General features: G+C 67.9%; 24 protein-coding genes. 14 read left to right on the plus strand and 10 right to left on the minus strand.

The window, feature by feature from the left end; genetic code table 11:
* The first annotated feature begins 18 nt into the window (after positions 1 to 18).
* Positions 19 to 846: an SDR family oxidoreductase gene (locus GV790_RS09875; protein ID WP_163812813.1), complete on the plus strand. Its 828-nt coding sequence runs from the start codon at positions 19 to 21 to the stop codon at positions 844 to 846.
* A 136-nt stretch (positions 847 to 982) separates the two neighbouring features.
* Entirely contained in the window at positions 983 to 1,747 is a 765-nt protein-coding gene (locus tag GV790_RS09880; protein ID WP_163812815.1) for a hypothetical protein, read from the plus strand.
* 11 nt (positions 1,748 to 1,758) lie between these two features.
* Here the strand turns inward: GV790_RS09880 and GV790_RS09885 are convergent, their stop codons facing one another.
* On the minus strand, positions 1,759 to 2,550 hold the full coding sequence (locus GV790_RS09885) for a putative protein N(5)-glutamine methyltransferase (RefSeq protein WP_163812816.1): 792 nt from the start codon (positions 2,548 to 2,550) through the stop codon (positions 1,759 to 1,761).
* Positions 2,551 to 2,737: 187 nt separating this feature from the next.
* Complete coding sequence (locus GV790_RS09890; RefSeq protein WP_163812957.1) at positions 2,738 to 3,592, minus strand: YdcF family protein; 855 nt, start codon at positions 3,590 to 3,592, stop codon at positions 2,738 to 2,740.
* A 224-nt stretch (positions 3,593 to 3,816) separates the two neighbouring features.
* On the opposite strand from GV790_RS09890, the gene GV790_RS09895 reads away from it, so the two are divergent.
* A complete protein-coding gene (locus tag GV790_RS09895; RefSeq protein ID WP_163812818.1) occupies positions 3,817 to 4,671 on the plus strand; it encodes a bifunctional 5,10-methylenetetrahydrofolate dehydrogenase/5,10-methenyltetrahydrofolate cyclohydrolase in 855 nt (284 codons plus the stop codon).
* 93 nt (positions 4,672 to 4,764) lie between these two features.
* On the opposite strand, the gene GV790_RS09900 is transcribed toward GV790_RS09895, so the two are convergent.
* The 3 genes from GV790_RS09900 to GV790_RS09910 are packed head-to-tail and all read right to left on the minus strand — an operon-like array spanning position 4,765 to position 6,042.
* Positions 4,765 to 4,974, minus strand: coding sequence for a DUF397 domain-containing protein (locus GV790_RS09900; protein ID WP_163812820.1), 210 nt, complete (start codon positions 4,972 to 4,974; stop codon positions 4,765 to 4,767).
* A complete protein-coding gene (locus GV790_RS09905; RefSeq protein WP_163812822.1) occupies positions 4,971 to 5,174 on the minus strand; it encodes a DUF397 domain-containing protein in 204 nt (67 codons plus the stop codon). Before GV790_RS09905 ends, GV790_RS09900 begins: the two co-directional genes overlap by 4 nt.
* Positions 5,164 to 6,042, minus strand: a complete 879-nt coding sequence (locus GV790_RS09910) for a helix-turn-helix domain-containing protein (RefSeq protein WP_163812825.1) — start codon at positions 6,040 to 6,042, stop codon at positions 5,164 to 5,166. Before GV790_RS09910 ends, GV790_RS09905 begins: the two co-directional genes overlap by 11 nt.
* A gap of 305 nt (positions 6,043 to 6,347) precedes the next feature.
* On the opposite strand from GV790_RS09910, the gene GV790_RS09915 reads away from it, so the two are divergent.
* Complete coding sequence (locus tag GV790_RS09915; protein WP_163812826.1) at positions 6,348 to 6,668, plus strand: hypothetical protein; 321 nt, start codon at positions 6,348 to 6,350, stop codon at positions 6,666 to 6,668.
* Positions 6,665 to 6,889, plus strand: a complete 225-nt coding sequence (locus GV790_RS09920; protein ID WP_163812829.1) for a hypothetical protein — start codon at positions 6,665 to 6,667, stop codon at positions 6,887 to 6,889. The genes GV790_RS09915 and GV790_RS09920 overlap by 4 nt, the downstream gene beginning before the upstream one ends.
* Positions 6,890 to 6,901: 12 nt before the next feature.
* Here the strand turns inward: GV790_RS09920 and GV790_RS31870 are convergent, their stop codons facing one another.
* Positions 6,902 to 7,405 carry an Rv3235 family protein gene (locus GV790_RS31870; RefSeq protein WP_228816218.1) on the minus strand — a complete coding sequence of 168 codons (504 nt, stop codon included), beginning with the start codon at positions 7,403 to 7,405 and terminating at the stop codon, positions 6,902 to 6,904.
* Between the two features lie 276 nt (positions 7,406 to 7,681).
* Here GV790_RS31870 and GV790_RS09925 point away from each other — a divergent pair, with 276 nt between their 5' ends.
* Positions 7,682 to 8,545 (plus strand): hypothetical protein, encoded by an 864-nt coding sequence (locus GV790_RS09925; RefSeq protein WP_163812830.1) that lies wholly within the window; start codon positions 7,682 to 7,684, stop codon positions 8,543 to 8,545.
* Positions 8,546 to 8,600: 55 nt separating this feature from the next.
* Here the strand turns inward: GV790_RS09925 and GV790_RS09930 are convergent, their stop codons facing one another.
* Complete coding sequence (locus tag GV790_RS09930) at positions 8,601 to 9,896, minus strand: glycosyltransferase (protein ID WP_163812832.1); 1,296 nt, start codon at positions 9,894 to 9,896, stop codon at positions 8,601 to 8,603.
* Positions 9,897 to 9,942: 46 nt separating this feature from the next.
* On the opposite strand from GV790_RS09930, the gene GV790_RS09935 reads away from it, so the two are divergent.
* Entirely contained in the window at positions 9,943 to 10,614 is a 672-nt protein-coding gene (locus GV790_RS09935) for a TetR/AcrR family transcriptional regulator (RefSeq protein ID WP_163812834.1), read from the plus strand.
* Here GV790_RS09935 and GV790_RS09940 read toward each other — a convergent pair.
* Positions 10,587 to 11,396 (minus strand): glycosyltransferase family 2 protein, encoded by an 810-nt coding sequence (locus GV790_RS09940; RefSeq protein ID WP_218586393.1) that lies wholly within the window; start codon positions 11,394 to 11,396, stop codon positions 10,587 to 10,589. The genes GV790_RS09935 and GV790_RS09940 overlap by 28 nt on opposite strands.
* A gap of 208 nt (positions 11,397 to 11,604) precedes the next feature.
* Between GV790_RS09940 and GV790_RS09945 the strand changes: the two genes are divergently transcribed.
* The 5 genes from GV790_RS09945 (at position 11,605) to GV790_RS09965 (ending at position 16,536) form a co-directional block, all read left to right on the plus strand.
* Positions 11,605 to 12,813, plus strand: coding sequence for a hypothetical protein (locus tag GV790_RS09945; RefSeq protein WP_163812836.1), 1,209 nt, complete (start codon positions 11,605 to 11,607; stop codon positions 12,811 to 12,813).
* Between the two features lie 93 nt (positions 12,814 to 12,906).
* Positions 12,907 to 13,389, plus strand: a complete 483-nt coding sequence (locus tag GV790_RS09950) for a cation:proton antiporter regulatory subunit (protein WP_163812838.1) — start codon at positions 12,907 to 12,909, stop codon at positions 13,387 to 13,389.
* Positions 13,390 to 13,398: 9 nt separating this feature from the next.
* Positions 13,399 to 14,589 carry a cation:proton antiporter gene (locus GV790_RS09955; RefSeq protein ID WP_163812959.1) on the plus strand — a complete coding sequence of 397 codons (1,191 nt, stop codon included), beginning with the start codon at positions 13,399 to 13,401 and terminating at the stop codon, positions 14,587 to 14,589.
* Positions 14,590 to 14,672: 83 nt separating this feature from the next.
* On the plus strand, positions 14,673 to 15,455 hold the full coding sequence (locus tag GV790_RS09960; RefSeq protein WP_163812840.1) for an ESX secretion-associated protein EspG: 783 nt from the start codon (positions 14,673 to 14,675) through the stop codon (positions 15,453 to 15,455).
* 202 nt (positions 15,456 to 15,657) lie between these two features.
* Complete coding sequence (locus tag GV790_RS09965) at positions 15,658 to 16,536, plus strand: VOC family protein (RefSeq protein WP_256673165.1); 879 nt, start codon at positions 15,658 to 15,660, stop codon at positions 16,534 to 16,536.
* A 131-nt stretch (positions 16,537 to 16,667) separates the two neighbouring features.
* Here the strand turns inward: GV790_RS09965 and GV790_RS09970 are convergent, their stop codons facing one another.
* Entirely contained in the window at positions 16,668 to 17,642 is a 975-nt protein-coding gene (locus GV790_RS09970) for an AsnC family transcriptional regulator (protein WP_163812844.1), read from the minus strand.
* A gap of 114 nt (positions 17,643 to 17,756) precedes the next feature.
* On the opposite strand from GV790_RS09970, the gene GV790_RS09975 reads away from it, so the two are divergent.
* On the plus strand, positions 17,757 to 18,296 hold the full coding sequence (locus GV790_RS09975) for a DoxX family protein (protein ID WP_175585844.1): 540 nt from the start codon (positions 17,757 to 17,759) through the stop codon (positions 18,294 to 18,296).
* Between the two features lie 7 nt (positions 18,297 to 18,303).
* Here GV790_RS09975 and GV790_RS09980 read toward each other — a convergent pair whose 3' ends face one another.
* Positions 18,304 to 19,434, minus strand: a complete 1,131-nt coding sequence (locus tag GV790_RS09980) for a TerD family protein (protein ID WP_163812846.1) — start codon at positions 19,432 to 19,434, stop codon at positions 18,304 to 18,306.
* A 211-nt stretch (positions 19,435 to 19,645) separates the two neighbouring features.
* Here GV790_RS09980 and GV790_RS09985 point away from each other — a divergent pair, with 211 nt between their 5' ends.
* Positions 19,646 to 21,202 (plus strand): phytoene desaturase family protein, encoded by a 1,557-nt coding sequence (locus GV790_RS09985; RefSeq protein WP_163812847.1) that lies wholly within the window; start codon positions 19,646 to 19,648, stop codon positions 21,200 to 21,202.
* Positions 21,203 to 21,279: the final 77 nt, after the last annotated feature.

Raw genomic sequence — 21,279 nt, forward strand, 5'->3', positions numbered from 1 at the left:
GAACAAGGGACGACAATCATGAAACTGGACACGGTCGCGGGCAAGAAGGTCCTGGTCACCGGCGCCGCCATGGGTCTGGGCAAGCTGTTCGCCGAACGCGCCGTGCGTGAGGGCGCCGCTGCGGTGGTGCTGTGGGATATCAACGAGGCCGCGCTGAAGGACACCGCCGCCGAGCTGACCGCCCTCGGCGGCACCATCCACCACTTCATCGTCGACGTCTCCGCCCCGGACCAGATCAGCGAGGCCGCACAGGCGGTGCGTGACGAGGTCGGCGATATCGACATCCTGGTCAACAACGCCGGAATCGTGCGCGGCAACACCTACTTCTGGGAGACCACCAACCGCGCCGACATCGACAAGACGATGGCGATCAACTCGCTGGCGCCGATGTATGTCACCCTCGAGTTCCTGCCCGCCATGGTGGCCGGCACCGGACAGGCCCGGGTCCTGACCATCGCGTCCTCGGCCGGCCTGGTGTCGAACCCGCGGATGAGCGTGTACGCGGCCTCCAAGTGGGCGGCGCTGGGCTGGTCGGATTCGGTGCGCATCGAACTCGAACAGGCCGGCCACGATCACGTCAAGGTGACCACCGTGTGCCCGACCTACATCGACACCGGCATGTTCGACGGCGCCAAGGGTTTCCTGCTCACCCCGATCCTGAAGCAGGACGAGGTCGTCGATACCTCCTGGCAGGAGATGAAGAACGGTGGCGCCCTGGTGATCCTGCCGTGGACCTCGCGACTGAACAAGGCGCTGTCGGGCCTGCTGCCGATCAAACTGCGCGACCTGTTCCTCGACACGGTGGGTGTGTACCGCTCGATGGAGGAATTCACCGGGCGCAAGTGATGCGCCGGTCCGGTTCGATCGAACTCCCGGTCGCATGCCTTCGGGGCGGGCGCGATCCGATCGCCGGGTTCGGGACCGACGATTCGAGACGAATCGTCGGTTAGCTCTCGGCACGGTGATGTGGCACGGTGGGCGAATGTCCACGGTGCGGCGATTCTGGATCGAATTCGATCTGGGGAGTGAACGACCTGCCTGGCCGCTGAGCCAAGGCGTGGGCGTGACCGGATTCGACGTTCGGGACTGCTTGTCGATGGTGGCGGATCTGCTTCCCGAGGGCGCAGAGCTACCTCCGGTGCGGCACATCACGGTCGATATCTCGCTCGCGGAGAAACTTTCGGTGAACCCTTGCCATCTGGGAGTTTCTGTGTGGCGCGGTGTCTGGTATCCGCCGAGCAACCTCCGGCGCGGGCCGATATGGCGTCCTCGCGGCGTCGGCCGAAACCCCGCTGCGCCCGGCTCCACCCCGGAACGCCTCACCGATTCCCCCGAACGGCCGGGGGCCTGCGTGCGCCCCGACCCGCTGCCGGAGTGGTGGGACGAGATACCGCATGTCGATAGCCTGCTGTGGCCGGTCGGGCGCATGCCCTACACCTACCTGGGCGATCAGATGTGGCGTTACGCACCAGAATTGCGCCGCGCCATCATCGAGGTGCCGAGCTATGGGGTCATGGTGCGCGAAGCGCTCGACTACGTCATTGCCCGACGGCCGATGCCGAGCGATTGGTTCGACCCGGACACGACCGCGTTCCTTGATCGCACGCAGTTCGCCGAATATCTGCGCACCTTCCGCGATTACCTGTTCGGGCACCACCCGGATCCGGTCTACCCTCCCGGCAGACGGCGTCCATGCGGCGTCGACGCGACACCATCCGATGAATCGCTCGCGGACCCGGGGACCTGAGTCGCGGCGGTTCAGCGAGTACTGACGATGATCGTCGCGTACAAGTCGGGGGAGTGGGCGATCCTCGGGGTGAGTCCGGCATCGGTGGCGATCGCGGTGGCGGTGGATCGTTGTTCTTCGCTGATCTCGACCAGCAGATGGCCGCCGGGAGCGAGCCATTCGGAGGCTTCGGCGGCGACGCGGCGGAAGATGTCGAGTCCGTCCTGTCCGCCGTCGAGCGCGGTGGCGGGTTCGTGATCGCGAGCTTCGGGTGGCATGTGGGCGATCTCGTCCGAGGGCACGTACGGGGTGTTGCACAGCAGGATGTCGATGTGTCCGCGCAGAGCCGGCGGTAGCGCCGCGAACAGATCACCTTCGTGAGCGCGGCCGCCGATCGGCGCGAGGTTCTCCCGCGCGCACGCGACCGCGACCGGGTCGATATCGGCGGCGTCCAGCTCGATGCGCATCTCCGCCAGCTCGGTGACCAGCGCCAGCCCGAGCGCACCCGACCCGCAGCACAGATCGACCACCACGAGTTCGGTCCGGCCCTCGGCGCGCGCCCGGGCCGCCGCCTCGTCCACCAGGAACGCCGTGCGCTGCCGCGGCACGAACACGCCCGCCCGGATCCCGACCCTGATGCCGCGGAATTCGACCCAGCCGAGCAGGTGCTCCAGCGGAACTCCCGAAGCCCGCTGGTCGACCAGCCGGTCGATCTCGTCCGCGGAGCTGGTCGCGTCCAGCAGGAGCCGCGCCTCGTCCTCGGCGAACACGCACCCGGCCGCGCGCAAACGGCCGACGACGGCGTCGAAGGTCAGATCGTTCACCGGTCCAGTTCTATTCGGCCGGCGATCACCTTGCACGCGAATATCCGCCGCGCAGGGCGGCTATTCGGTAGACAGCGCGACACCCCGCCGGCGGTCGGGGCGGTACTCAGTGTGCCTGCCGGCCAGGTGATGTGACGGCCTGGCGGGTCTCGGCGGCTCGATGCGTTCCGCCGCTTTTCAAACGCCCTCAGCGGGCGGTGGCCAGCTGGAAGGTGCGGGTTGCGTCGAGGTAGATGCCGCGCTGGGCCTGGCGGTTCGGCGGCGGCAGCTGCGAGACCAGCTGTTCCAGCGACGTCATCGCGCCGACCACATGGGTCCCCGCCACGATGAAGTCGGCGACGGCGCGGCGGATGTGGTTCGGCGAGGTCACCACGACCGCGCTGGTGGCGCCGAGATCACGCAGCATCCGCGAACTGAACAGCGCGTTCTGCACCGTCGACCCGGCCCGGTTCTCCACATGGATACGCGAGGCGGGCAGGCCGCGCCCGACGAGCCAGTGGAACATGGCATCGGCCTCGGCGACCCCGTTCTGCGGGTTGCCGCCGGTCACGATCACCGGCGAGAAGGGCGAGGCGACGGCCTGGATCCACGCGGCGGTGAGCCGGTTCACCAGCTCGGGCCGCAGCGAGCCGTCGGGCAGCAGGCCGTAGCCGAGCACCACGATGCCGGTCTGCGGGCCGACCAGCGCGGGCAGCGGATTGGGCAGCGTCGCCACCGCCGCCCCGATCGCGTTCACCACATGATCGGTACCGGCGGCCATTCCCGCGTCGACCGCGCGCAACCGGCCCATCGCATCGGCGAACGCGGGCACATCGCCCGCGTAATGGGACCAGATGGCCTGCAATGACAACGCCTCGGCATCGTTGGGGTCGGCGCCGATGAGCCTGCGCAGATCATCGCGGCCCGCGGCGTCGTTGCCGGCGGTGAAGTGGCGCTGGGCGGAGTTGTAGAGGGCGTCGGTTTCCGGGCTCGCCTGGGCGGGCGCGGCGGCCAGCCCGGCGATGGTCGTGGCGGCGAACATCGCCGCGACCAGGTTCTTCATATGCCTCGAGATCTTCACTACAGTCGACACCTTTCCACGTGTGACACGGGTTTTCGGTACGTCAGCTGGCAGTTAGCCGGTGGCAAACACTCATCACGATACGGCCGGTGAGCCCGCGAGCGCGGGAATTGCGGCCGGAAATCCGCCGCCGGTGCCCTCCGATCCGCGCGGCGCCGCCCTCCGGCGCGCAGCCGATCGCGGCTGCCCGGTTATGCTGAGGCCCCGTGGAGACCGTTTCGCTGACCGGCAAGGAACTTGCCGCCGCCATCAATGCCGATACCAAGCAGCGTGCCGCGGCACTCGCCGACAGCGGAGCCGCCGCGAAACTCGCGCTGATCGTCGCCAACGCAGACCCGGCCAGCGCCTGGTATGTCAACTCGCTCCGCAAGGCCGCCGAGCGGCTCGGAATCGCTTGCGACACTGTCGATCTCGGTGCCGAGGCGACCGCGGACGAGATCCGTGCCGAACTGTCGAACCGCAGCGCCGACGCCGCGACCGACGCCATCATGTTGCAGACCCCGCTGCCCTCGGGCGTCACCCTGGACGACGTGAGCTCGGCCATCGCGGCCACCAAAGACGTCGACGGCGTCAGCCCGCTCTCGCTCGGCCTGCTCGCCACGGGCCTGGAAGGTTTCGTGCCCGCCACCTCCGAAGCCGTGGTCGAGCTGCTGAAGCATCATCAGATCCCGCTGTCCGGCCGGCATGTCGCGGTCGTCGGCCGCTCCAACGTCGTCGGCAAACCCCTGGCCCAGCTGCTGCTGGCGGAGAATGCCACCGTCACCGTCTGCCATTCCCGCACCACCGACCTACCCGCGGTGACCTCCGCCGCCGACATCGTCGTCGCCGCCGCCGGCCGCATCGGGCTGGTCACCGGCGAGCACGTGCGTGAGGGTGCCGTCGTGATCGACGTCGGTACCAATGAAGCCGCCGACGGCAGCATCGTGGGCGACGTGGACGCCGACTCCGTGCGCGGGAAAGCCGAAGGACTCAGCCCCGTCCCCGGCGGCGTCGGCCCCGTCACCACCGCCCTGCTGATGCGCCACGTGGTCGTCGCCGCCGAGAAGGCGCGCACCGCCTGACCGGCTTCCCGAGTGGCACATGAGGTAGGGCTATCTCGACGTTCGCCGTACTCATGTGCCATTCGGTGTGCAGTCCGGTCGGCTTTCAAGCGCTCAGGGGCGGGTGAATTCGCCCCTGCGGGTGCTGGCGAGGAACCGGTCCCAGGCAGCGGGAGTGAAGGCGAGTGCCGGGCCGGTGGGGTTCTTGGAGTCGCGGACCCCGACCCGGCCGCCGTCGAAATGGGCGATTTCAACGCAGTCTTGCGACGGGCTGCTATGACTGCTCTTGAACCAGCGGGCTTCGGGCAGATCGGTGGCGTTCATCGTCGTCCGAGCTCGCCTCGGCGTGCGCTGGCGAGAAACGCATCCCACTCGGCGGGGGTGAAAGTCAACGCCGGGCCAGATGGATCCTTGGAGTCCCGAACGCCGACGCGGCCGCTGTCGAAATGGGTGATCTCAACACAGTCCTGAGATGCGTTGCTGTAGGTGCTCTTGAACCATGTTCCATGTCGATCAGCGTTCATGGCTGTGTTCCTCCGCGATCTCTTTGACCATCGCCGCACCGTGCTCCTCGCTCAGCGCAGCCTTTCGCATAGCGGCAGCCGCCGACTTGTACAAGTCGACCTCCGATGGCCGCTCGAGGTACTGAGCCGAGGCATAGCCCTGAATGTACACAATCGGCGGCTCTGACAGCCATACTGTGCGGCTCGGCGGGAATTCGAGCAGGTTGAACACTCCTACTCCCAATCCGATGTGGCACTTGCGTATTGGCAGGACCCTGATCGTGACGGTAGGCAGCCGTCCGATCTCTGCCAGGTGGTGTAGTTGCTCGGCCATCACGGACGCGCCTCCGATCTGGTGACGAAGTACCGCCTCGTTGAGCAGGATCTCTACTTCGAAACTGGGGTCCTCGAGCCGAGTTTGCCGCCGGGTGGCGACTTCCACTCTGCGCTCGACTTCCGCCTTCGGCATTTCCGGGTTGGCGGACCAGATCACCGCACGTCGGTACTCCTCGGTCTGCACGAGTCCAGGCAGCAATGACGGCTGGTAGGTGATCAGTCTCGACGCAGCTGATTCGAGTCCGAGGTACAGGTCGAAATGGCGCGGCACGGCGTCGCCGTAGGCATGCCACCAGGACTTCCGGGTCGCGCCGTCCAAGAGCTCGAGCAGGATCGTGGTCGTGCTCTCCGGCGCACCGTACAACCTGCACAGCTCCTTGATGTGCAACCGCCCGATCTTCGTCGGCTGCCCGGTCTCCATCCTCCAGATCGTCTGGGTGGAGACCCCGAGCGCCTTCTTCACCACATCGACGCTCACCCCGGACGTCTCGCGTAGGTACCGCAGCTGTTTGCCGATCTGGCGTCGGGCAAAAGTACTGTCCCCTGTCTCCATCGAGTCCCCTTCACGCGGTGTTGATTCCAGATTGGAATGCGAACGTGCACCGGATTGGAATGCGGAACCTTCCGGCCATGGAATCTTGCGAGAAAGTCCGGCGATCGGCCCTGCGAAAGCTTCCGTGACCTGGGCAGTCCCTGTGTACTGGTCCCAGCGCACGACGGCGGGAAAGCCTCGCCGCACATCCGTTGCCGAGCCTGGAGCGCTCGGGCCGCGGATGGTTCTGCCGGGTTCTCCTGCCCCTGAATCCCTGAACCTCGCCGTCGTGCGCCCCACCATCGCATATCAGCAGGGGAGAAGCAATGAAAGCCGTTGTGTATCTGAACAAGTCATGCTGCGCGAAGCGGCGGGCGGGCTTCGAGATGGAGGCGCGGGCCTTCGCGGCCCGGCGCGGGTATTCGGTGGCGCGCACCGTCATCGAATCCGAGTCCGACATCCTGCCGTGGCTGCTGGTGAAGGTGAAGCAGCTCGAGGTGTCGGCCATCGTGACTCCGAGCCTGCACCATCTCGCTCACCGCGCCCAGGACGTCCTCGACCGGTGCGATCTGCTCGTCGTCCACCCCGCCGGCTACCTGCCCCGCGGCACCCGTCTGGCCCTGCGCACCCCGGGCGGTGGTAGGTGACAGGCCCGAACGCCGACCGCGCCTTCCCCGACGATATCCCCGTCAATCATGAAGCCCCGAAACCCGGCTCCGGCTTCTTCCGCGACGAACTCGAATCCATGCTCACCTACCACACCACCTGCGCCCCCTGCCCCTTCAAAGCCGAGCTGCTACGCCTGCTGGCCACCATGAACCGCACCGGCCACGATTTCGCCCGCGTGCCGTCCCGACCGCCGGGCTGACGTCACACCGCGTTATCCGATTCGTAGCGCCGTCAACCGCCAACCATGGCGTCGCGTGTAGGTGATTCGGGCAGCCAGCGCGAGGAGTCTGGGACCCCGGCGATAGCGGGCGCACACCTCGGCATCGGGACCTTCGTCCATCGAAACGGTCACCCGCATCGGCACAGCAGGTCCCAGCTGACGACCAGGTGCCAGATCACCGGCAGCCAGCGTGTGGATGCGGGCGACGACATCGGGACTCGCCACCGCGTCGAGCTGAGTAATCGGCCGGCGCCGGTCGAGGATCTCGAGCGTCGCACGGACCACGTGATCCGCGAATCTCTGTGCGGTGGCGGGTGTTCGGTCAGGAGGCGGGGTCGCGGGGATCGGTCGTCGGGAGCGCGGCGGTCCGACGCGCCGGGTCCCGCACCCCGCAGCCCTGAGGTCCCCTAGCCCTCGCCTCCGAGCTCCCGCTCCGCCCAGCAGCGTCACCGCCCCAGGCGTCGAAACCGTCTCCCGCTCCTGACCTTGCGCCATACACCAACCCCTCGACCTATGGATATCCGATGGAATCGCCGTGTGAGACAACGGCGTAACACGGGCCGATTCTGGTGTTGCAAACCGGCATTGCCACGAGTAGTGCACTACTCGTTCCGTTTGGTGCGTCGACCGGCCGATCCAAGTGATGGCATCGAGCCGGTGCTGGTCGGCACACCGCCCACAGCAGTCGCGTCGTCACCCCGACACACCGATATCCACTGCACACGCCGTGCGCGATATGGCCGCGCGTCGCCCGGCCGATAGCGTCGCCGCATGGTCGGAGCACAGCATGAGGCAATGCACCGGATCTTCGAGAATCAACCCGGTGTCTTCACCCAAACCATCCAGATCCTGGACCTCCCGTTCGGCGAGCCCACCGTGGTTGAACTACTCCCGACCGACGTCACCGAGATCGAACCGCTCGAACGCCGCATCGACACCCTGCTGCGTATCACCACGCGGGAGGAAACCTTCCTGCTGGTGGTCGAAGCCCAGCGCAGCAAGGACCGCGGCAAGCTTGCCTCTTGGCCCTACTACCTCACGTATCTGCACAACAGATATCAGCAGGTCCCGCATCTACTCGTGATCTGCCAGGACGAGACGATCGCCCGCTGGGCCGATAACCCGATCACCGCCGCTACACATGGCCGCACGAGCTTCGCCGCGTTTCCGCTGGTCCTCGGCCCGCACAACGTCCCCATCGTCACCGACCCGGCCGAAGCCGCCGTCAACGTCCCATTGGCCGCGCTCTCCGCCATCACCCATGTGAACGACCCCGACATCGGTGCCATACTGAAAGCGCTGGCCGCAGCGCTGCAGAGCATCGACGACAACGACGCCGAAGTTTTCGCCCTGCTCACCGAAGCCGGCCTCGGAACCACACCAGCCGGAGACACCTGGAGGCACCTGATGACCCTGAGCTCATCGATGATCCGCACTGTCACCACCGAGCGCCTGCGCGATCAAGGTCGCGCGGAGGAGGCGGCCGGCAGCGTCATCCGGGTCTTGGAGCGTCGCGGTCTCCCGGTCACCGATTCGACCCGCGCCCGGATCCGGTCGTGCACGGACCTGGAAACGCTGCACCACTGGCTCGACCTCGCAACGACCGCCGCCACCGCGGAGGAGATCTTCACCTGACGCTCGCCAGGCCCGGCGTTACGCCCTTGCACGTCGGTGGATGGCCTGGATCCCGCTAGCCGAGCCTGCTGGTTCGTCGTTCCGAGACCGCCGCCCTCAGTTCGTCGGCGATGATGTCGTGCGGACGATACCGGCCGCACGCCTGTGCGATGGCGCGTGCGGCGTCACGGTGCCGAGGCTCGTCGAGGACTCGATGGACGGCTGCGCGTATCGCCTCCGCGGGAGGGCGTTCGCGGCGTAAGTCGATACCCACATCGAAGTAGCGAACGTGTGCCGCGACCTCGCGTTTGTCCTCGCCACCGGGCGCGATGACGATCGGGATGCCGTGGCCGAGCGCGTTCGTCACCGCGCCGTACCCGCCGTTGGTGACGAACGCGTCGACATGGGCGAACAACGCCGTGTGCGGGATGAACTGTTCGGCCCGCACATTGCGCGGCAGCCGGCCGAGACGCTCGACCGGTTCGCCGCCGGTCGAGACGACGACGAGAAGATCGGTTCCGGCGAGCGCGTCGATGGTCGGGCGAATCAATGCGGACGGATCGGCGTTCGCCGCGGTTCCCTGAGTGACATGGACGACGCGTCGCCCGTCGAGCTCCGGCCACCACTGCGGCAGGTCCGTCGAGGGCCGTGTGCGGTCCAGCCCGAGGGGACCGGCGAAACGGAAGCCTGCCGGCAAGTCGCCGCGCGGATATTCGAACTCCGCGGGCCCCAGCTGTAGGTAGCGGTCGTAATGCCGGGCGATCCCGAAGAGCCCGCCGTCCAGCCCCTGACCGGACACGGATCGGACGGCCTCGCCGACTGCGCGCTCCAGGCCCTTGAATGCCGCCATCATGGCCGCGTTCAGGGCGCGATTGCGGATGCGTCCGAAGGCACCGGCGACAGGAACCAGGCCCGAAGTGTACGGCGGGACCTCCGGTCCCGGCATCGACAGCGGCGACACTCCCAACGCGACGACGGGCGGTCGTTCGGGACGGTGCAGCATCGGAAGGCCCCCGAGGAACATCGAATCGACGATCACAGCGTCGGCCGCGATATCCCGGACTGCGTCGGCGACGTCCTTCGCCTGGGCCGGAATCGGATCGATGAACATTCGCCGCAGCTGGTACCGGGCCAGTCGCAGCCCGCGATATCGGCCGCGGTCGGGCAGGAAGGAATCGGGTTCGCGGTCGTTGATGTCCGCGGCTCCGGTTAAGGAGCGGAAGGCGATTCCCGCCTCTTCGACAGCGGATCGGAACCGCGATCCGGTGAGAACCGTGACATCGTGGCCCCGCTGCCGAAGGCCGCCCGCGACATCCAGAACCGGGTGTACGTGTCCACCCGCCGGAGTAGCACACAACAAGTAACGAGCCATCCCCACTCCTTTTCGATATAGTCGACTATATCCAAAGTGAGGACATATGCCACGCCGCTACGACACAACCCGGCGCGTTGCCCAGGCCGCCGGCACCCGCGCACGAATTTTGGATGCCGCCCGCGATCTGTTCACAACCCGAGGATTCGTCGCCACGACCGTGGCCGACATTGCCGACCACGCCGGTGTCGCGGTAGCCACCGTCCATGCGGCCGGCACGAAAGGCACCCTCCTACTCGACGCGGTGATGCGCGAATTCACCAGCGGTGGAGCGGTTCTCGACACCGACGAGCTGTCGGCAGCATTCTCCGACCCGGATACCGGCCGCGCTCTCGATGCCGCAGCCACCTTCCTCACCGCAGCGCATGCCCGGTCGGCGCGGCTATGGGCTGTTGTGCACACTGCCGCGGCGATCGACGCCACCGTGGCGAACCGGGTCGCAGAGCTCGAACACCGCCGGAGCGGAGAACTACAGAAAGCGGCCGGATGGTTCATCGCACGCGGGCTGGCGAAGCCCGGCGATGAGACCATGGTTTCCGACGTCCTTGCCTTTATCACCGATTCCGCTGCGTACCAGCACTTCGTTATCGAACGCGGCTGGTCCGACGACGACTATCGAGCCTGGCTACGGAACCAGCTTGCGCTTGTGGGAGGTGTCGCATACTCGTCGAAGCCGGGCTCGGAACCACCTCAGCCGGAGACACCCGGAGGCACCTGACCCCGCCCCCCGCATTGGTACATCTGCCCCAGGCATGCGCCGGCTCCAGTCATCCATTCGATGGCTGCGCGACTTGGCGGCGCGCGGTGCTCACCTGCGGCCCCCGCAGCGGCCTCACCTACACGCTGCCGACCGTCGGCGCGGGTTCCCATCCAGGACCGGCGAGGAGTGCGGCCGCACGTTGACGCACAAGTGATATTTGCTCCCCCCTCGAAGATTTGCCTTTGGGTGGAGCGTTGGTTGCGGTGGCGCCGGTAGCGCAGGGTCACCCGGTCCACGACCACGCCGGGTGCGAGTGCGGAGGCACTCATCAGAAGTCCGGTGTCCTCCATATTGTGTAGCGCCGACCAGCCACCGGCCGCGATCAGCAGACCTCGCCGCCACATCACCCCGGCAGGGTGGACGGGGAGGCGGTAGGCATCGAGATCGGTGACCCAATGGCGGGCTAGGCTGCCGCGCGTGATCACGCCGGGCGGGAACGGAACCGGGAATTCCACCAGATCGCCGGAGCCGAGCAGGTCGCGTGCTGGGCCTACGGCGAAACCGGCCGCCGGATGCTCGGCGAGTGCGGTGGCAAGGACCTCGAGCGCATCGGGCTCGAGCTCGTCGTCGGCATCCAGATTCTGGATCAGCGGTGCGCTCGCTCGTCCCAGGGCGACATTGCGGGAGATTCCCGGGCCCTCCCGGGTGCCGTTGGCGGCGATACGGACTCGGGGATCGCCTGCCGCGCCGCAGTCGACCAGCGCGGTGCGCACCCGGGCAGCCGGACCGTCGACCTGCACCAGCCAGGTCTAGTCGGGATGGGTCTGGGACCGAAGCGAAGACCATGCGGCGGAAAGGAAACGAGCGTAGTCCGCATGTACCGCCGTGATCACCTCGACCCTCATGGCCGAGAGTGTGCCATCCGAGCTCGACCGGCGCTCATGTGGTAGGCATGCACGAAGTCGGACTGGTGCCGTGTGGGAGGCAGGGGCAGGTGTGGATCATGCTGTGATCGAAGCCGAGTTGGCGAGGCTGGTCGCCGGTGCCGCGCCGGGGACGCGAGAGCTCGAGCGGGAATGCGATACGTTCGCGCGGCGCTATCTCGCACAAGGCGTGGAACCGCAATTCGATGTGCGCTCAGCGGATTTCGCAACGGACCCATTCCTGATCTGCGCGGACCGATACTGGAACCTCCGATTCAGTGCCGAGCCAACGCTGTCGACGGCGGTGGAATGCGCGGGATGGGTCACCGAGCGCATCGATGCGGCGTGCCGGCAGCCGATCGTCGAGAAATGGGCGATCGGCTACTCGTTCATCACCCGCGGAACGGTCGAATCGCTGACCGAGATCGCTGATGCGACCGCCGATATCATCGCCAACGACGACGCCGATTGCAGCCGAGCCTATTTCGCCACGCTGTACCACGCGGGCAAATTGCGTGCCAATCTCTCCTTCGACGAGCTGAATCTGTTTCTCGTCTCCTCACCCCTGGCGACGGCGGCGGGCCGCCATCGCGAGCAGCCGCTGTTCATCGCCCTGCAAGCCTTCGCGGGCCTCGGTAGCAGGCAGATCACCAACGAGCACGCCATGAGGCTGTTCGAGAAGTCGTGGAACGCCCCGGATCGCACACACGCATCGATCGATATCGCTTTGCATGCGCTCGAAGCTGCGGTGCCATTCGACGAGCAGGGCGCACTGTTGCGCGGCAAGGCCGCCGAAGCGATCGCCGAGTATCCGGCCAACGCCCTGTTCCGGTTCCGCCTCGCGCTCGGCTTCTTCCTCTGCGACGATCATGACGCCGCCCTCATTGCCATCGATGATGCGCTGCGCCTGCTGCCCGCAACGGGTTGGCGCAGCACTCACGAACTGCTGTCCGAACAGTTCCTCCAGGTGCGCCGTTCGATCCTGCTGGCCCGCAGCGATGCCCGCCGCGCCGCCGAACAGCAGCTGCGGCTCGATCGGCACGAACAGGCGGTAGCCGACACCGCGGGACTCGCCCGCCGCTCGATCATCCGAGCCGTCGAACTGGTGGCAGTTTTCGCCGCAGTCATCGCGTTCGCCGTCGGTTCGCTGAACGTTACGTTGAACGGCAATCTGGATCTTGCCTCCCGGATCTGGATCCTGGTCGTGTTCGGCGCCGGATTGCTGATCTTCGCGCTACTCGTTATCGGCGGAACGTGGTGGTTGACCCGAGATCCCACGCGTCACCGTGACTGATCTGCGCTGACGGCGTACTGACCCTGCGTTGCCCGAGTGAACCACGGTTGACACTCCCTGACGGTGACGGTGTCGCCCGTTAGGGTTGATGGTGTGAACGTGGATGTGACCCCGCTGCCGGGAATCGGTGTGCGCAAAGATTTTCAGCTGACGGGTGTCCGTCGCCGTATCGGTGTGATCGACCACAAAGACGGCAGTATCGACCTGATCTTCACCAAGGTCGGTGATCCCGATACCACGGTGCAGATTCCGCTGAGCGAGAACGAGGCGGGGGTGCTGGCCAATCTGCTGGGTGCGCCGCAGTTGGTGGCGCAGTTGCGGGAAGAACACCGCGAAATGGTCGGCGTCAACACCCGGCAACTGCCGATCCTGGAGGGTTCGCCGTATGACGGGCGGACGTTGGGCGAGACGGGGATGCGCACCAGGACCAAGTCGTCGATCGTCGCGGTGATGCGGGCCGGTCAGGTGATCCCGTCACCGGGGCCGGATTTCGCGTTGACCGCGGGAGATCTGCTGGTAGTGGTCGGTACCGGTGAGGGGCTCGATGCCGCCGCCCGGATCCTGACCGACGGCTGACCGGTGCAGGTGAGTGCAACCGCGCTGGCTTTGATCCAGTTGGGGGCGGTGTTCTTCGGACTCGGGGTGCTCGGGCGGATCGCGGCGAAGATCGGCATGTCGCCGATTCCGCTGTATCTGATCGGTGGTCTGGTCTTCGGCGAAGGCGGGCTGGTCGAACTCCATGAGGTGGACGAGTTCATTCACCTGGCCAGCGAGATCGGCGTGGTGCTGCTGTTGTTGTTGCTCGGGCTCGAGTACAGCGCTGCGGAATTGGTCACCGGCATGCGCAAATCCTGGCCCGCCGGGCTGCTCGACATCGCGTTGAACGCGACACCGGGCGTGATCGTGGCCCTGCTGCTCGACCTCGGCGCCACCGGCGCCATCGCGATGGCGGGCGTCACCTACATTTCGTCGTCGGGGATCGTCGCCAAGGTGCTCAATGATCTCGGGCGCCTCGGTAACCGGGAAACGCCGGTCGTGCTGTCGATCCTGGTGTTCGAGGACCTGGCCATGGCCGGATACTTGCCGGTGCTGACCGCGGTGCTCGCCGGCGTCGGATTCGTCGCGGGGCTGCAAACCCTCGGTATCGCGTTGATCGCCATTACCGTCGTGCTCGTCGTCGCGCTGCGCTACGGCCGGTACGTCTCCGCGGTGGTGGCCAGCGACGATCGAGAGATCTTCCTGCTCAAGCTACTCGGAGCCGCGCTCCTGGTGGCGGGAGTCGCCTCCGCGGTGCAGGTCTCGGCGGCGGTCGGCGCCTTCCTGCTCGGCATCGCCATCTCCGATTCCACCGCGCACAATGCCACCAAGATCCTGGAACCGCTGCGGGACCTGTTCGCGGCCATGTTCTTCGTGCTGTTCGGGCTCAGCACCGACCCGGCCACCATCCCGCCGGTCCTGGGCTGGGCGGTCCTGCTGGCGGTGATCACCACCGCGACCAAGATCGCGACCGGCTGGTGGGCGGCGGCGCGCTCCGGCGCCACCGAGCTCGGCCGGGCCCGCGCGGGCGCCGCGCTGGTCGCGCACGGTGAATTCTCCATCGTCATCGCGGGACTTGCGGTCGCCGCGGGCGCGGTGCCCGACGGCTTCGCCGCGCTGGCCACCACCTACGTGCTGCTGATGGCGGTGCTCGGCCCGGTGGCCGCGCGGGTGGTGGAACCGGTGGTCGGGCTCATTACCGGACGGCCCAAGCCGGTCCCGGATCCGGTGGAGGAGTGACGGGGCAGCGGCTACGCGGGACTGTTGCCGCGCCCGGAACCGGGCGGTAGGGTGCGCTGAAGGTCAGCTGGGGAGGTGAGCACATGGCTACCTGGCGGTTCACCGGCCTGGAGTTCGAGATCCTCTGGTCCGCGTACGGCCACGACCGGCTGCCGTACCCGCTGCGCTATCGACCGGTCGCCGACGATTTCGAGGATCTGCGGCGCCAACGCGAAGCCGCCGTCGACGTCCTGCTGGAGAAGTACTACTCCACCGAACTGGTGGATGTGCTCGCCCTCCTGCGCGAGCCCGAGGTGCGCATCGAGGTCAAGGGGTACGGCGGCCGGGATATGGCCCGCACCTACCGCTTTCACGGCGCGATGCGCGGAAGCGCCGGCGCGACGCTGGTGCAGCTGCCGGGCACGTCCGCCGATATCGGCGGCGACGTGATCGTCACCAATTGCGCGGCGAACCAGGTGCCCGCGCAGGCCGTCGCCGCCTTGCCGCCCGCGAAGGCGGGCACCCGACCCGCCGTGGAGGTGCGCCGCGCGGACCTGAGCGCCGACCGCTCCCGCTACGTACGCAACGTCGGTGAACTCAGCCTCACCCAGCAATTGGATCGCGTATTCCAGCGGCAACGCCGCTCACTGGGCGAGATCATGATCTTCCCCGGCCCCGCCGTCGACGCCCGCCCGGCCTTTTGCCGCAGCTTCTGGTGGATGGACTACGAGGACGGCCGCTACTACGTGCGCACCGGCGACCCCATCGTCGCCAAACCCGCGGGCCCCGCCGCCCTCACCAACGAGATCACCCGATTGGCCGGGCTCACGCGACGTTTCTACCGCGAGGACCTCGAGCACGACGAGTATCTGCGCGCACATCGCTGATCGATGCCGACGGCGAGCACCGGTGGCCACACTCGCCTGTGTCGTCCGTAGGTTCCGGTCGTGAGTTGTCGTTCGAGCGGCGGTGAGTGCGTTCGACGATGCGGCGTCCGAATCCGTCGCTCGACGGCTCTTCGGTGTCGGATCGAGGCGTCCGTGCCCCGGCGCCGCGACTGCGGACCGGCCCGCTCCGACCATGGTGACCATGGCAAACGACATCACCGGATTCCACCACGTCGGCATCGTCAACCGCGATCTGGACGCCATGGCGGTGCGCTACCGCTCGTTCGGCTTCACCCTCAGCCCACTGTCGCGGCATATGCTCAGCGAGCGCCCCGGCGCGCCGTTGACGGCGGGTTGCACCGCGAATATGTGTGTGCTGTTCGGCGACTCGTATATCGAGCTACTCGGCATCGTCGATGAATCCGCGCCGGATCCCTGGCACACCAAGCAGATGGTGGAGCGGTTCGAAGGGCTGCGGATCCTGAGCCTGGATACCGCCGATGCTGCGGCGACGGATACCAGGCTCGATGCGGCGGGACTGCGGACCTTCGGCGTCCTGGAACTGGAACGTCCCGTCGACACGGAGAACGGTCCCGCGACGCTGCGCGCCCGGTCGGTGCACCTGGATCCGCGCTCGACCGCCGAGGGCTACGTCGGTGTCGCACAACACCTCACCCGTGAATACGTTCTCCAGCCGCGCTACCTCGACCACCCCAATGGCGCCCTCGGCCTGGCGGCGGTCGTGATCGTCGCCGAGGACACGCGGCTGGACGCGATCACGCAGCGCTACCGCGACATCCTCGGCACCGAGCCCCGGACCGCCGGACCGGTGACGGTGCTGGAAGGGGGCCGCGCGCGGATCGAGATCGTGCCGGCCTCGGCGGCGGCCCGCGTGCTGCCGGGCGAAACGGCGCCGGCGCCTTCATATCTGGCGGCGTTGACCATCCGCGTCGGCGACCCCGATCACGCCCGAAAGTTCTTCGAGGACAGCAGAACTCGAACCCGCACGACCAGCGCGGGGTTCTTCGTCTCCGGTCGCGACGCGTGTGGGGCCGGACTGTTCTTCACACCGGCCTGCTGATCCCGGCGTTCGCGCAGGGTGCGTGGACGGCACCCGCCGTCGCTGGCCTGACCATGCCCGCCGCGACAACGTTGCGGCGGCTCGGGCTCGAGATCGCCGACACCTTCACGATTACGGGTGGGGAACCGAAATCACGGGCGATGTGGCGCACGCCCCGGCCACGGGGACGAACTGCCGCGCTTGACGATTCGCGAGACGTCGGCGGTGTCCACCCGGTCGATCCCGGGCAGCCCGCCGACCCGCTCGGCGACGTAGTCGAACAGGGCGCTCGCGTCCCGGCAGACCGCGAAGACCAGCAGGTTGTGGCTGCCGGTGATGGCGCCGATGAACGCGACTTCCGGGTCGGCGGCCAGTGCGCCGGCCACCGCGGTGAGCCGCGCGGGCGACACCGTCAGCCAGAGCAGGCATTGAAAGGTGTAGCCGAGCACGGCCGCATCGATCTCGACGTCGAACCGCACGATATCGGCGCGGCGGAGTTCGTCCACACGCCTGCGCACCGCCGATTCCGACCATCCCGAGGCACCGGCCAGCCTCGGATACGGCGCCCTGCCGTCGACGGCGAGCGCTGGAAGCAGCCGCCGATCCAGCTCCGTCAGCGTGACCGGGCCCGAGCGTTCACCCGACGGTGGATCGAGGGCGGCGACCTGATCCGGTGACAGCGCCGAGGTGCGGCCGCGCCACGCCTGCGTCATGAGATTGCGCAGCAGCCGGTGGGCCTCGACGTCGAGCACGTCGCGGTGCCGGGCCAGTGACTGGATCGCCGGGTGGGCGGGGTCGGTGCGGAACACGCAGACGATCTCGGTGCCGCTGGACAGGATCGTCACCCACGCGGCATCGGGGCTGCGCACCAACATCTGGGTAACCGCCTCCGCCGCATTGGGCCGCACCCGGATCCGCACCACCCATTCGGCGTCGCCGGTGCGCCGGCTGTCGACCACACCGGTGACCCGGACCGCGCCGTGCGCGCGCAGCCGGGCATAGCGGCGCGCGGCAGTGCGGTCGGAAATATCGAGGACCTCGGCGATCCGGCTGAACGGGGCCCGCCCGTCCACCTGGAGCGCGTGCACCAAGCCCAAGTCGACAGCATCGAGCGTGACCGAATCCACCACAACACCATAGGCGGATGTCGTAATCCGCCGCATCGTTCGCGCGGCGCTGACGTGGCGCCGGGCGCTCCGCAGGATCGGCAAGGTACCTGCACCAACCCATGCGAGGAAGACATGTTCGAAACCCTCCTGCTCCTGCTCGTGCCGACGCTGGTGTTCCGGCTGCTCGGCCGGTTCGGCGTCACCCGGTTCGCCGGCTGGGCCGTGTGCCTGGCGCACGGGCTGGCGGTGATGCTGCTGTTCACCGGTGTGGCGCACTTCCTGCCCGACAGCGTCGAGGCGATGCCGAGCCATGCCGACCTGACCGCGATGGTGCCGCCCTACCTGCCGTTCGCCGGTTTCCTCGTGTACCTGACCGGCGTGCTGGAACTACTGGGCGCCGTGGCGCTGGTGTACCCGCCCACCCGTGCGGCCGCGGGCGTGGGGCTGGCGTTGCTGTTCGTGGTCATGCTCCCGGCGAATGTGCATGCCGCGATGGAATCGGTGCCGCTGAACGGTGATCCCGCGACGCCGCTGTGGTTCCGCATTCCCGAGCAGATCGCGTTCGTCGCCGCCGCGTTCACGGCGGTCGCCGCTGCTCCGGACGGACCGGTCCGGCGAGCGGTTACCGGTGTGGTCCGGCGCCGACAGCCCGGTGCGGCAGTGACCGGATAGCCAGCACTCAGGCGAGGTGATGGGTGAGCTGGTGGACGGCCTCGCCCGGGTGGGTGGCGTAGACGGGTTCGCCGATGGCCTGCATCTTCCAGCCGGTGGCCGCCAGGTACAGCTTGGCCATCACCATGCCGGTGTGCGGGCCGCCGCCGTGCAGGTCCAGATGGGCCAGTTCGGTGCCGGTGCCCGCGTCGACCAGGCGGCAGAAGGCGTTGCGGATGCTGTCGAAGCTGTGGCCGTGGTAGCTGGTGACCACCAGGATCACGGTCGCCACCTGCGGGTGGATCCGGGACAGGTCGACGGTGATGACCTCGTTCTCGCCGCCGCCTTCCCCGGTCATGCTGTCGCCGAGATGACGCACCGCGCCGTCGTTGGAGCTGAGCTGGGCGAAGTAGACGGCGTCGAGCAGGTGATGGTCGCGGTCGAACATCAGCGCGGCGGCGTCGAGGTCGGCGGGGGTGGCGGCACCTCCGGCCAGGGTGTGGCCGGGTACGGGATCCCAGCCGAGGCCGAGCCGCACCATATCGAGGGTGGGCCCGGTGCCGGTGCGCAGGCGCACGACCTGGCCCGGCAGGAGACCGAGCGGGCGGTCCTCGGACAGCACAGTGGCGTCGACCTGCTCACGGGTACCGGGACGGGAACCCACCTGGACGTGGCTCTCGGCCAGCACCGCGGCGAATCCGCCGGCATGACCGCGTCCGACGGCGGTGATGCCCCAGCCCGCGCCGCTGCGTTCGATGTCGATCGTCACCACCGCCGAGACCGCGCCCAATCCGTCGAAGTCGTTGCGATACAGCTCGCCACCCAGGCTGTCGGCGACCGTGACCGCGGGTGCGTCCGCCTCGGCGAAGGTGCGGTGCGGATTGTCCAATGCCAGCACGACCCGAACGGTGGTCGCCGCGTGCGGGATGGACGACAGCTCGACGTGCAGCGTCGGTGCCGGCGCCATGCCGGGACCCGCCAGCCGCAGACCCCGTGCCTCGGACTGGGTGCCGAACACGAAATCGGTCTCGTCATGGATGGCGCCATCGGGCCCGAGCAGAATCGCCGCGAGATGCGCCGGCAGCGCCGACCGCGCGGTGATCACCAGGCTCTCCGCGGCTATCGGCACGAGCTGGTGCTGTCGGAGCCCTTCTGTCACGCGTATCCCCTTCGTCGAGTGCCGGTATACAGGCAGTGCGCCAACGCATTCCGTGCGTCGCTGCACCGTGTGCCGATCGGACCGGTGCGGTCCGACGGTCCCACTGTAGGTGCCGGACTTTCCGGCGGGGCCGATTCGGCGCGAACGCCGGAACCGGCGCGCGGTGCGGTGACGCTTCCCGCGCCGCCCTATCCGTGCTATCGAGTGACCCATGACATCGACGCGCTCCGACTATGACGTGGTCATCGTCGGCGGCGGCCACAACGGACTGGTCGCCGCCGCTTATCTGGCCCGAGCGGGCCGTTCGGTGCTGCTGCTCGAACAGGGCGCTCAGGTGGGCGGGGCGGCGGTGTCGGCGCGCGTCTTCCCCGGCGTCGATGTGCGGTTGTCGCGGTACTCGTATCTGGTGAGCCTGCTGCCCCGCCAGATCGTCACCGATCTGGGCCTGCGATTCGAGACCAGGCGACGCCGGATCTCCTCCTATACGCCGGTCGGCGATTCCGGACTGCTGGTCGACACCGGCTCGCAGGCACGCACCAGGGACAGTTTCGCCCGCCTGACCGGTTCGGACCGGGAATTCGAGGCGTGGCAGCGGTTCTACGCGATGACCGGCACCCTCGCGCGGCGGGTCTTCCCGACCCTGACCCGCCCGCTGCCCACCAGGGCGGAACTGCAACGCGCGGTCGATGACCCCCGCACGTGGGAAGCGATTTTCGAGCGCCCGCTCGGTGAAACGATCGAGGCGTGGTTCGCCGACGACACCGTGCGCGGTGTCGTCTTCACCGACGCGCTGATCGGCACCTTCACCCACGCCCACGATTCGAGCCTGCTCCAGAACCGCTGCTTCCTCTACCACGTGATCGGCGGCGGCACCGGCGATTGGGACGTCCCGATCGGCGGAATGGGTGCGCTCACCACGGCATTGGCCACCGCCGCCCGATCCGCGGGTGCACAGCTACGCACGGACTGCCGAGTGACGGCCATCGACACGGACGGCAACCGTGCCGAGATCCGGTGGGACGGGGGCGCGGTCGGTGCCCGGCATGTGCTGGTGAACGCGGCTCCCGCCGAGCTGGCCCGGTTGCTGGCCGAGCCGGCCGAGCCGCCACCCGAAGGCGCGCAACTGAAGGTGAACATGGTGCTGCGCTCCCTGCCGCGGCTGCGCGATACGGCCGTCGATCCGCGCGACGCATTCGCCGGGACATTCCATGTGGCCGAGTCGTATTCGCAGCTCGAGCACGCCTACACCGAAGCCGCCGCGGGCCGCATCCCGGCGGCCCCGCCCGCCGAGATCTACTGCCACACCCTCACCGACCCCAGCATTCTCGGGTCCGGCGCCGCGGGCCTGCACACCCTCACGCTGTTCGGTGTGCATGCGCCCGCACGACTGTTCGACGACGATCCGACCGCCAAGGACGACCTGGTGGCCGCCACCCTCGCCCAGCTGGACGAGGTCTTCGCCGAACCGATCCGGGACTGCCTGGCCACCGACGCCGACGGGAAACCGTGCCTGGAAGCGAAATCGCCCCTGGACCTCGAGGCCGAGGTCGGCCTTCCCCGCGGCCACATCTTCCACCGCGACCTCGCCTTCCCGTACCTGGCCGACGGCGTCCAGCACGACTATCCGGCCGCCCGGTGGGGTGTGGCCACGGCACACCGCAACGTCCTGCTCTGCGGGGCAGGCGCGCAGCGCGGTGGGGGAGTCAGCGGTATCCCCGGTCACAATGCGGCGATGGCGGTGCTGGAAGCCACCAGCGGCGGAAGATAATTCGGTGGGAAGAGGTTTCCTCCTATTATTTCGGCCCGAGTGTCGAGTCTGCGAATATAGCGGTAGGGTTGGCGCCC

It is taken from the genome of Nocardia cyriacigeorgica, assembly GCF_010858045.1.
GTDB lineage: Bacteria > Actinomycetota > Actinomycetes > Mycobacteriales > Mycobacteriaceae > Nocardia > Nocardia cyriacigeorgica_E.

What these genes read in the sequence shown, in the direction of transcription:
- GV790_RS09985 (WP_163812847.1), top strand. Translation starts at nt 19,646, where the DNA reads ATGACATCGACGCGCTCCGACTATGACGTGGTCATCGTCGGCGGCGGC.
- GV790_RS09935 (WP_163812834.1), top strand. Translation starts at nt 9,943, where the DNA reads ATGCCACGCCGCTACGACACAACCCGGCGCGTTGCCCAGGCCGCCGGC.
- GV790_RS09900 (WP_163812820.1), bottom strand. Translation starts at nt 4,974, where the DNA reads ATGAACGCCACCGATCTGCCCGAAGCCCGCTGGTTCAAGAGCAGTCAT.
- GV790_RS31870 (WP_228816218.1), bottom strand. Translation starts at nt 7,405, where the DNA reads ATGGCGCAAGGTCAGGAGCGGGAGACGGTTTCGACGCCTGGGGCGGTG.
- GV790_RS09925 (WP_163812830.1), top strand. Translation starts at nt 7,682, where the DNA reads ATGGTCGGAGCACAGCATGAGGCAATGCACCGGATCTTCGAGAATCAA.
- GV790_RS09875 (WP_163812813.1), top strand. Translation starts at nt 19, where the DNA reads ATGAAACTGGACACGGTCGCGGGCAAGAAGGTCCTGGTCACCGGCGCC.
- GV790_RS09890 (WP_163812957.1), bottom strand. Translation starts at nt 3,592, where the DNA reads ATGAAGAACCTGGTCGCGGCGATGTTCGCCGCCACGACCATCGCCGGG.
- GV790_RS09960 (WP_163812840.1), top strand. Translation starts at nt 14,673, where the DNA reads ATGGCTACCTGGCGGTTCACCGGCCTGGAGTTCGAGATCCTCTGGTCC.
- GV790_RS09965 (WP_256673165.1), top strand. Translation starts at nt 15,658, where the DNA reads ATGGCAAACGACATCACCGGATTCCACCACGTCGGCATCGTCAACCGC.
- GV790_RS09975 (WP_175585844.1), top strand. Translation starts at nt 17,757, where the DNA reads ATGTTCGAAACCCTCCTGCTCCTGCTCGTGCCGACGCTGGTGTTCCGG.
- GV790_RS09915 (WP_163812826.1), top strand. Translation starts at nt 6,348, where the DNA reads ATGAAAGCCGTTGTGTATCTGAACAAGTCATGCTGCGCGAAGCGGCGG.
- GV790_RS09880 (WP_163812815.1), top strand. Translation starts at nt 983, where the DNA reads ATGTCCACGGTGCGGCGATTCTGGATCGAATTCGATCTGGGGAGTGAA.
- GV790_RS09930 (WP_163812832.1), bottom strand. Translation starts at nt 9,896, where the DNA reads ATGGCTCGTTACTTGTTGTGTGCTACTCCGGCGGGTGGACACGTACAC.
- GV790_RS09910 (WP_163812825.1), bottom strand. Translation starts at nt 6,042, where the DNA reads ATGGAGACAGGGGACAGTACTTTTGCCCGACGCCAGATCGGCAAACAG.
- GV790_RS09905 (WP_163812822.1), bottom strand. Translation starts at nt 5,174, where the DNA reads ATGAACGCTGATCGACATGGAACATGGTTCAAGAGCACCTACAGCAAC.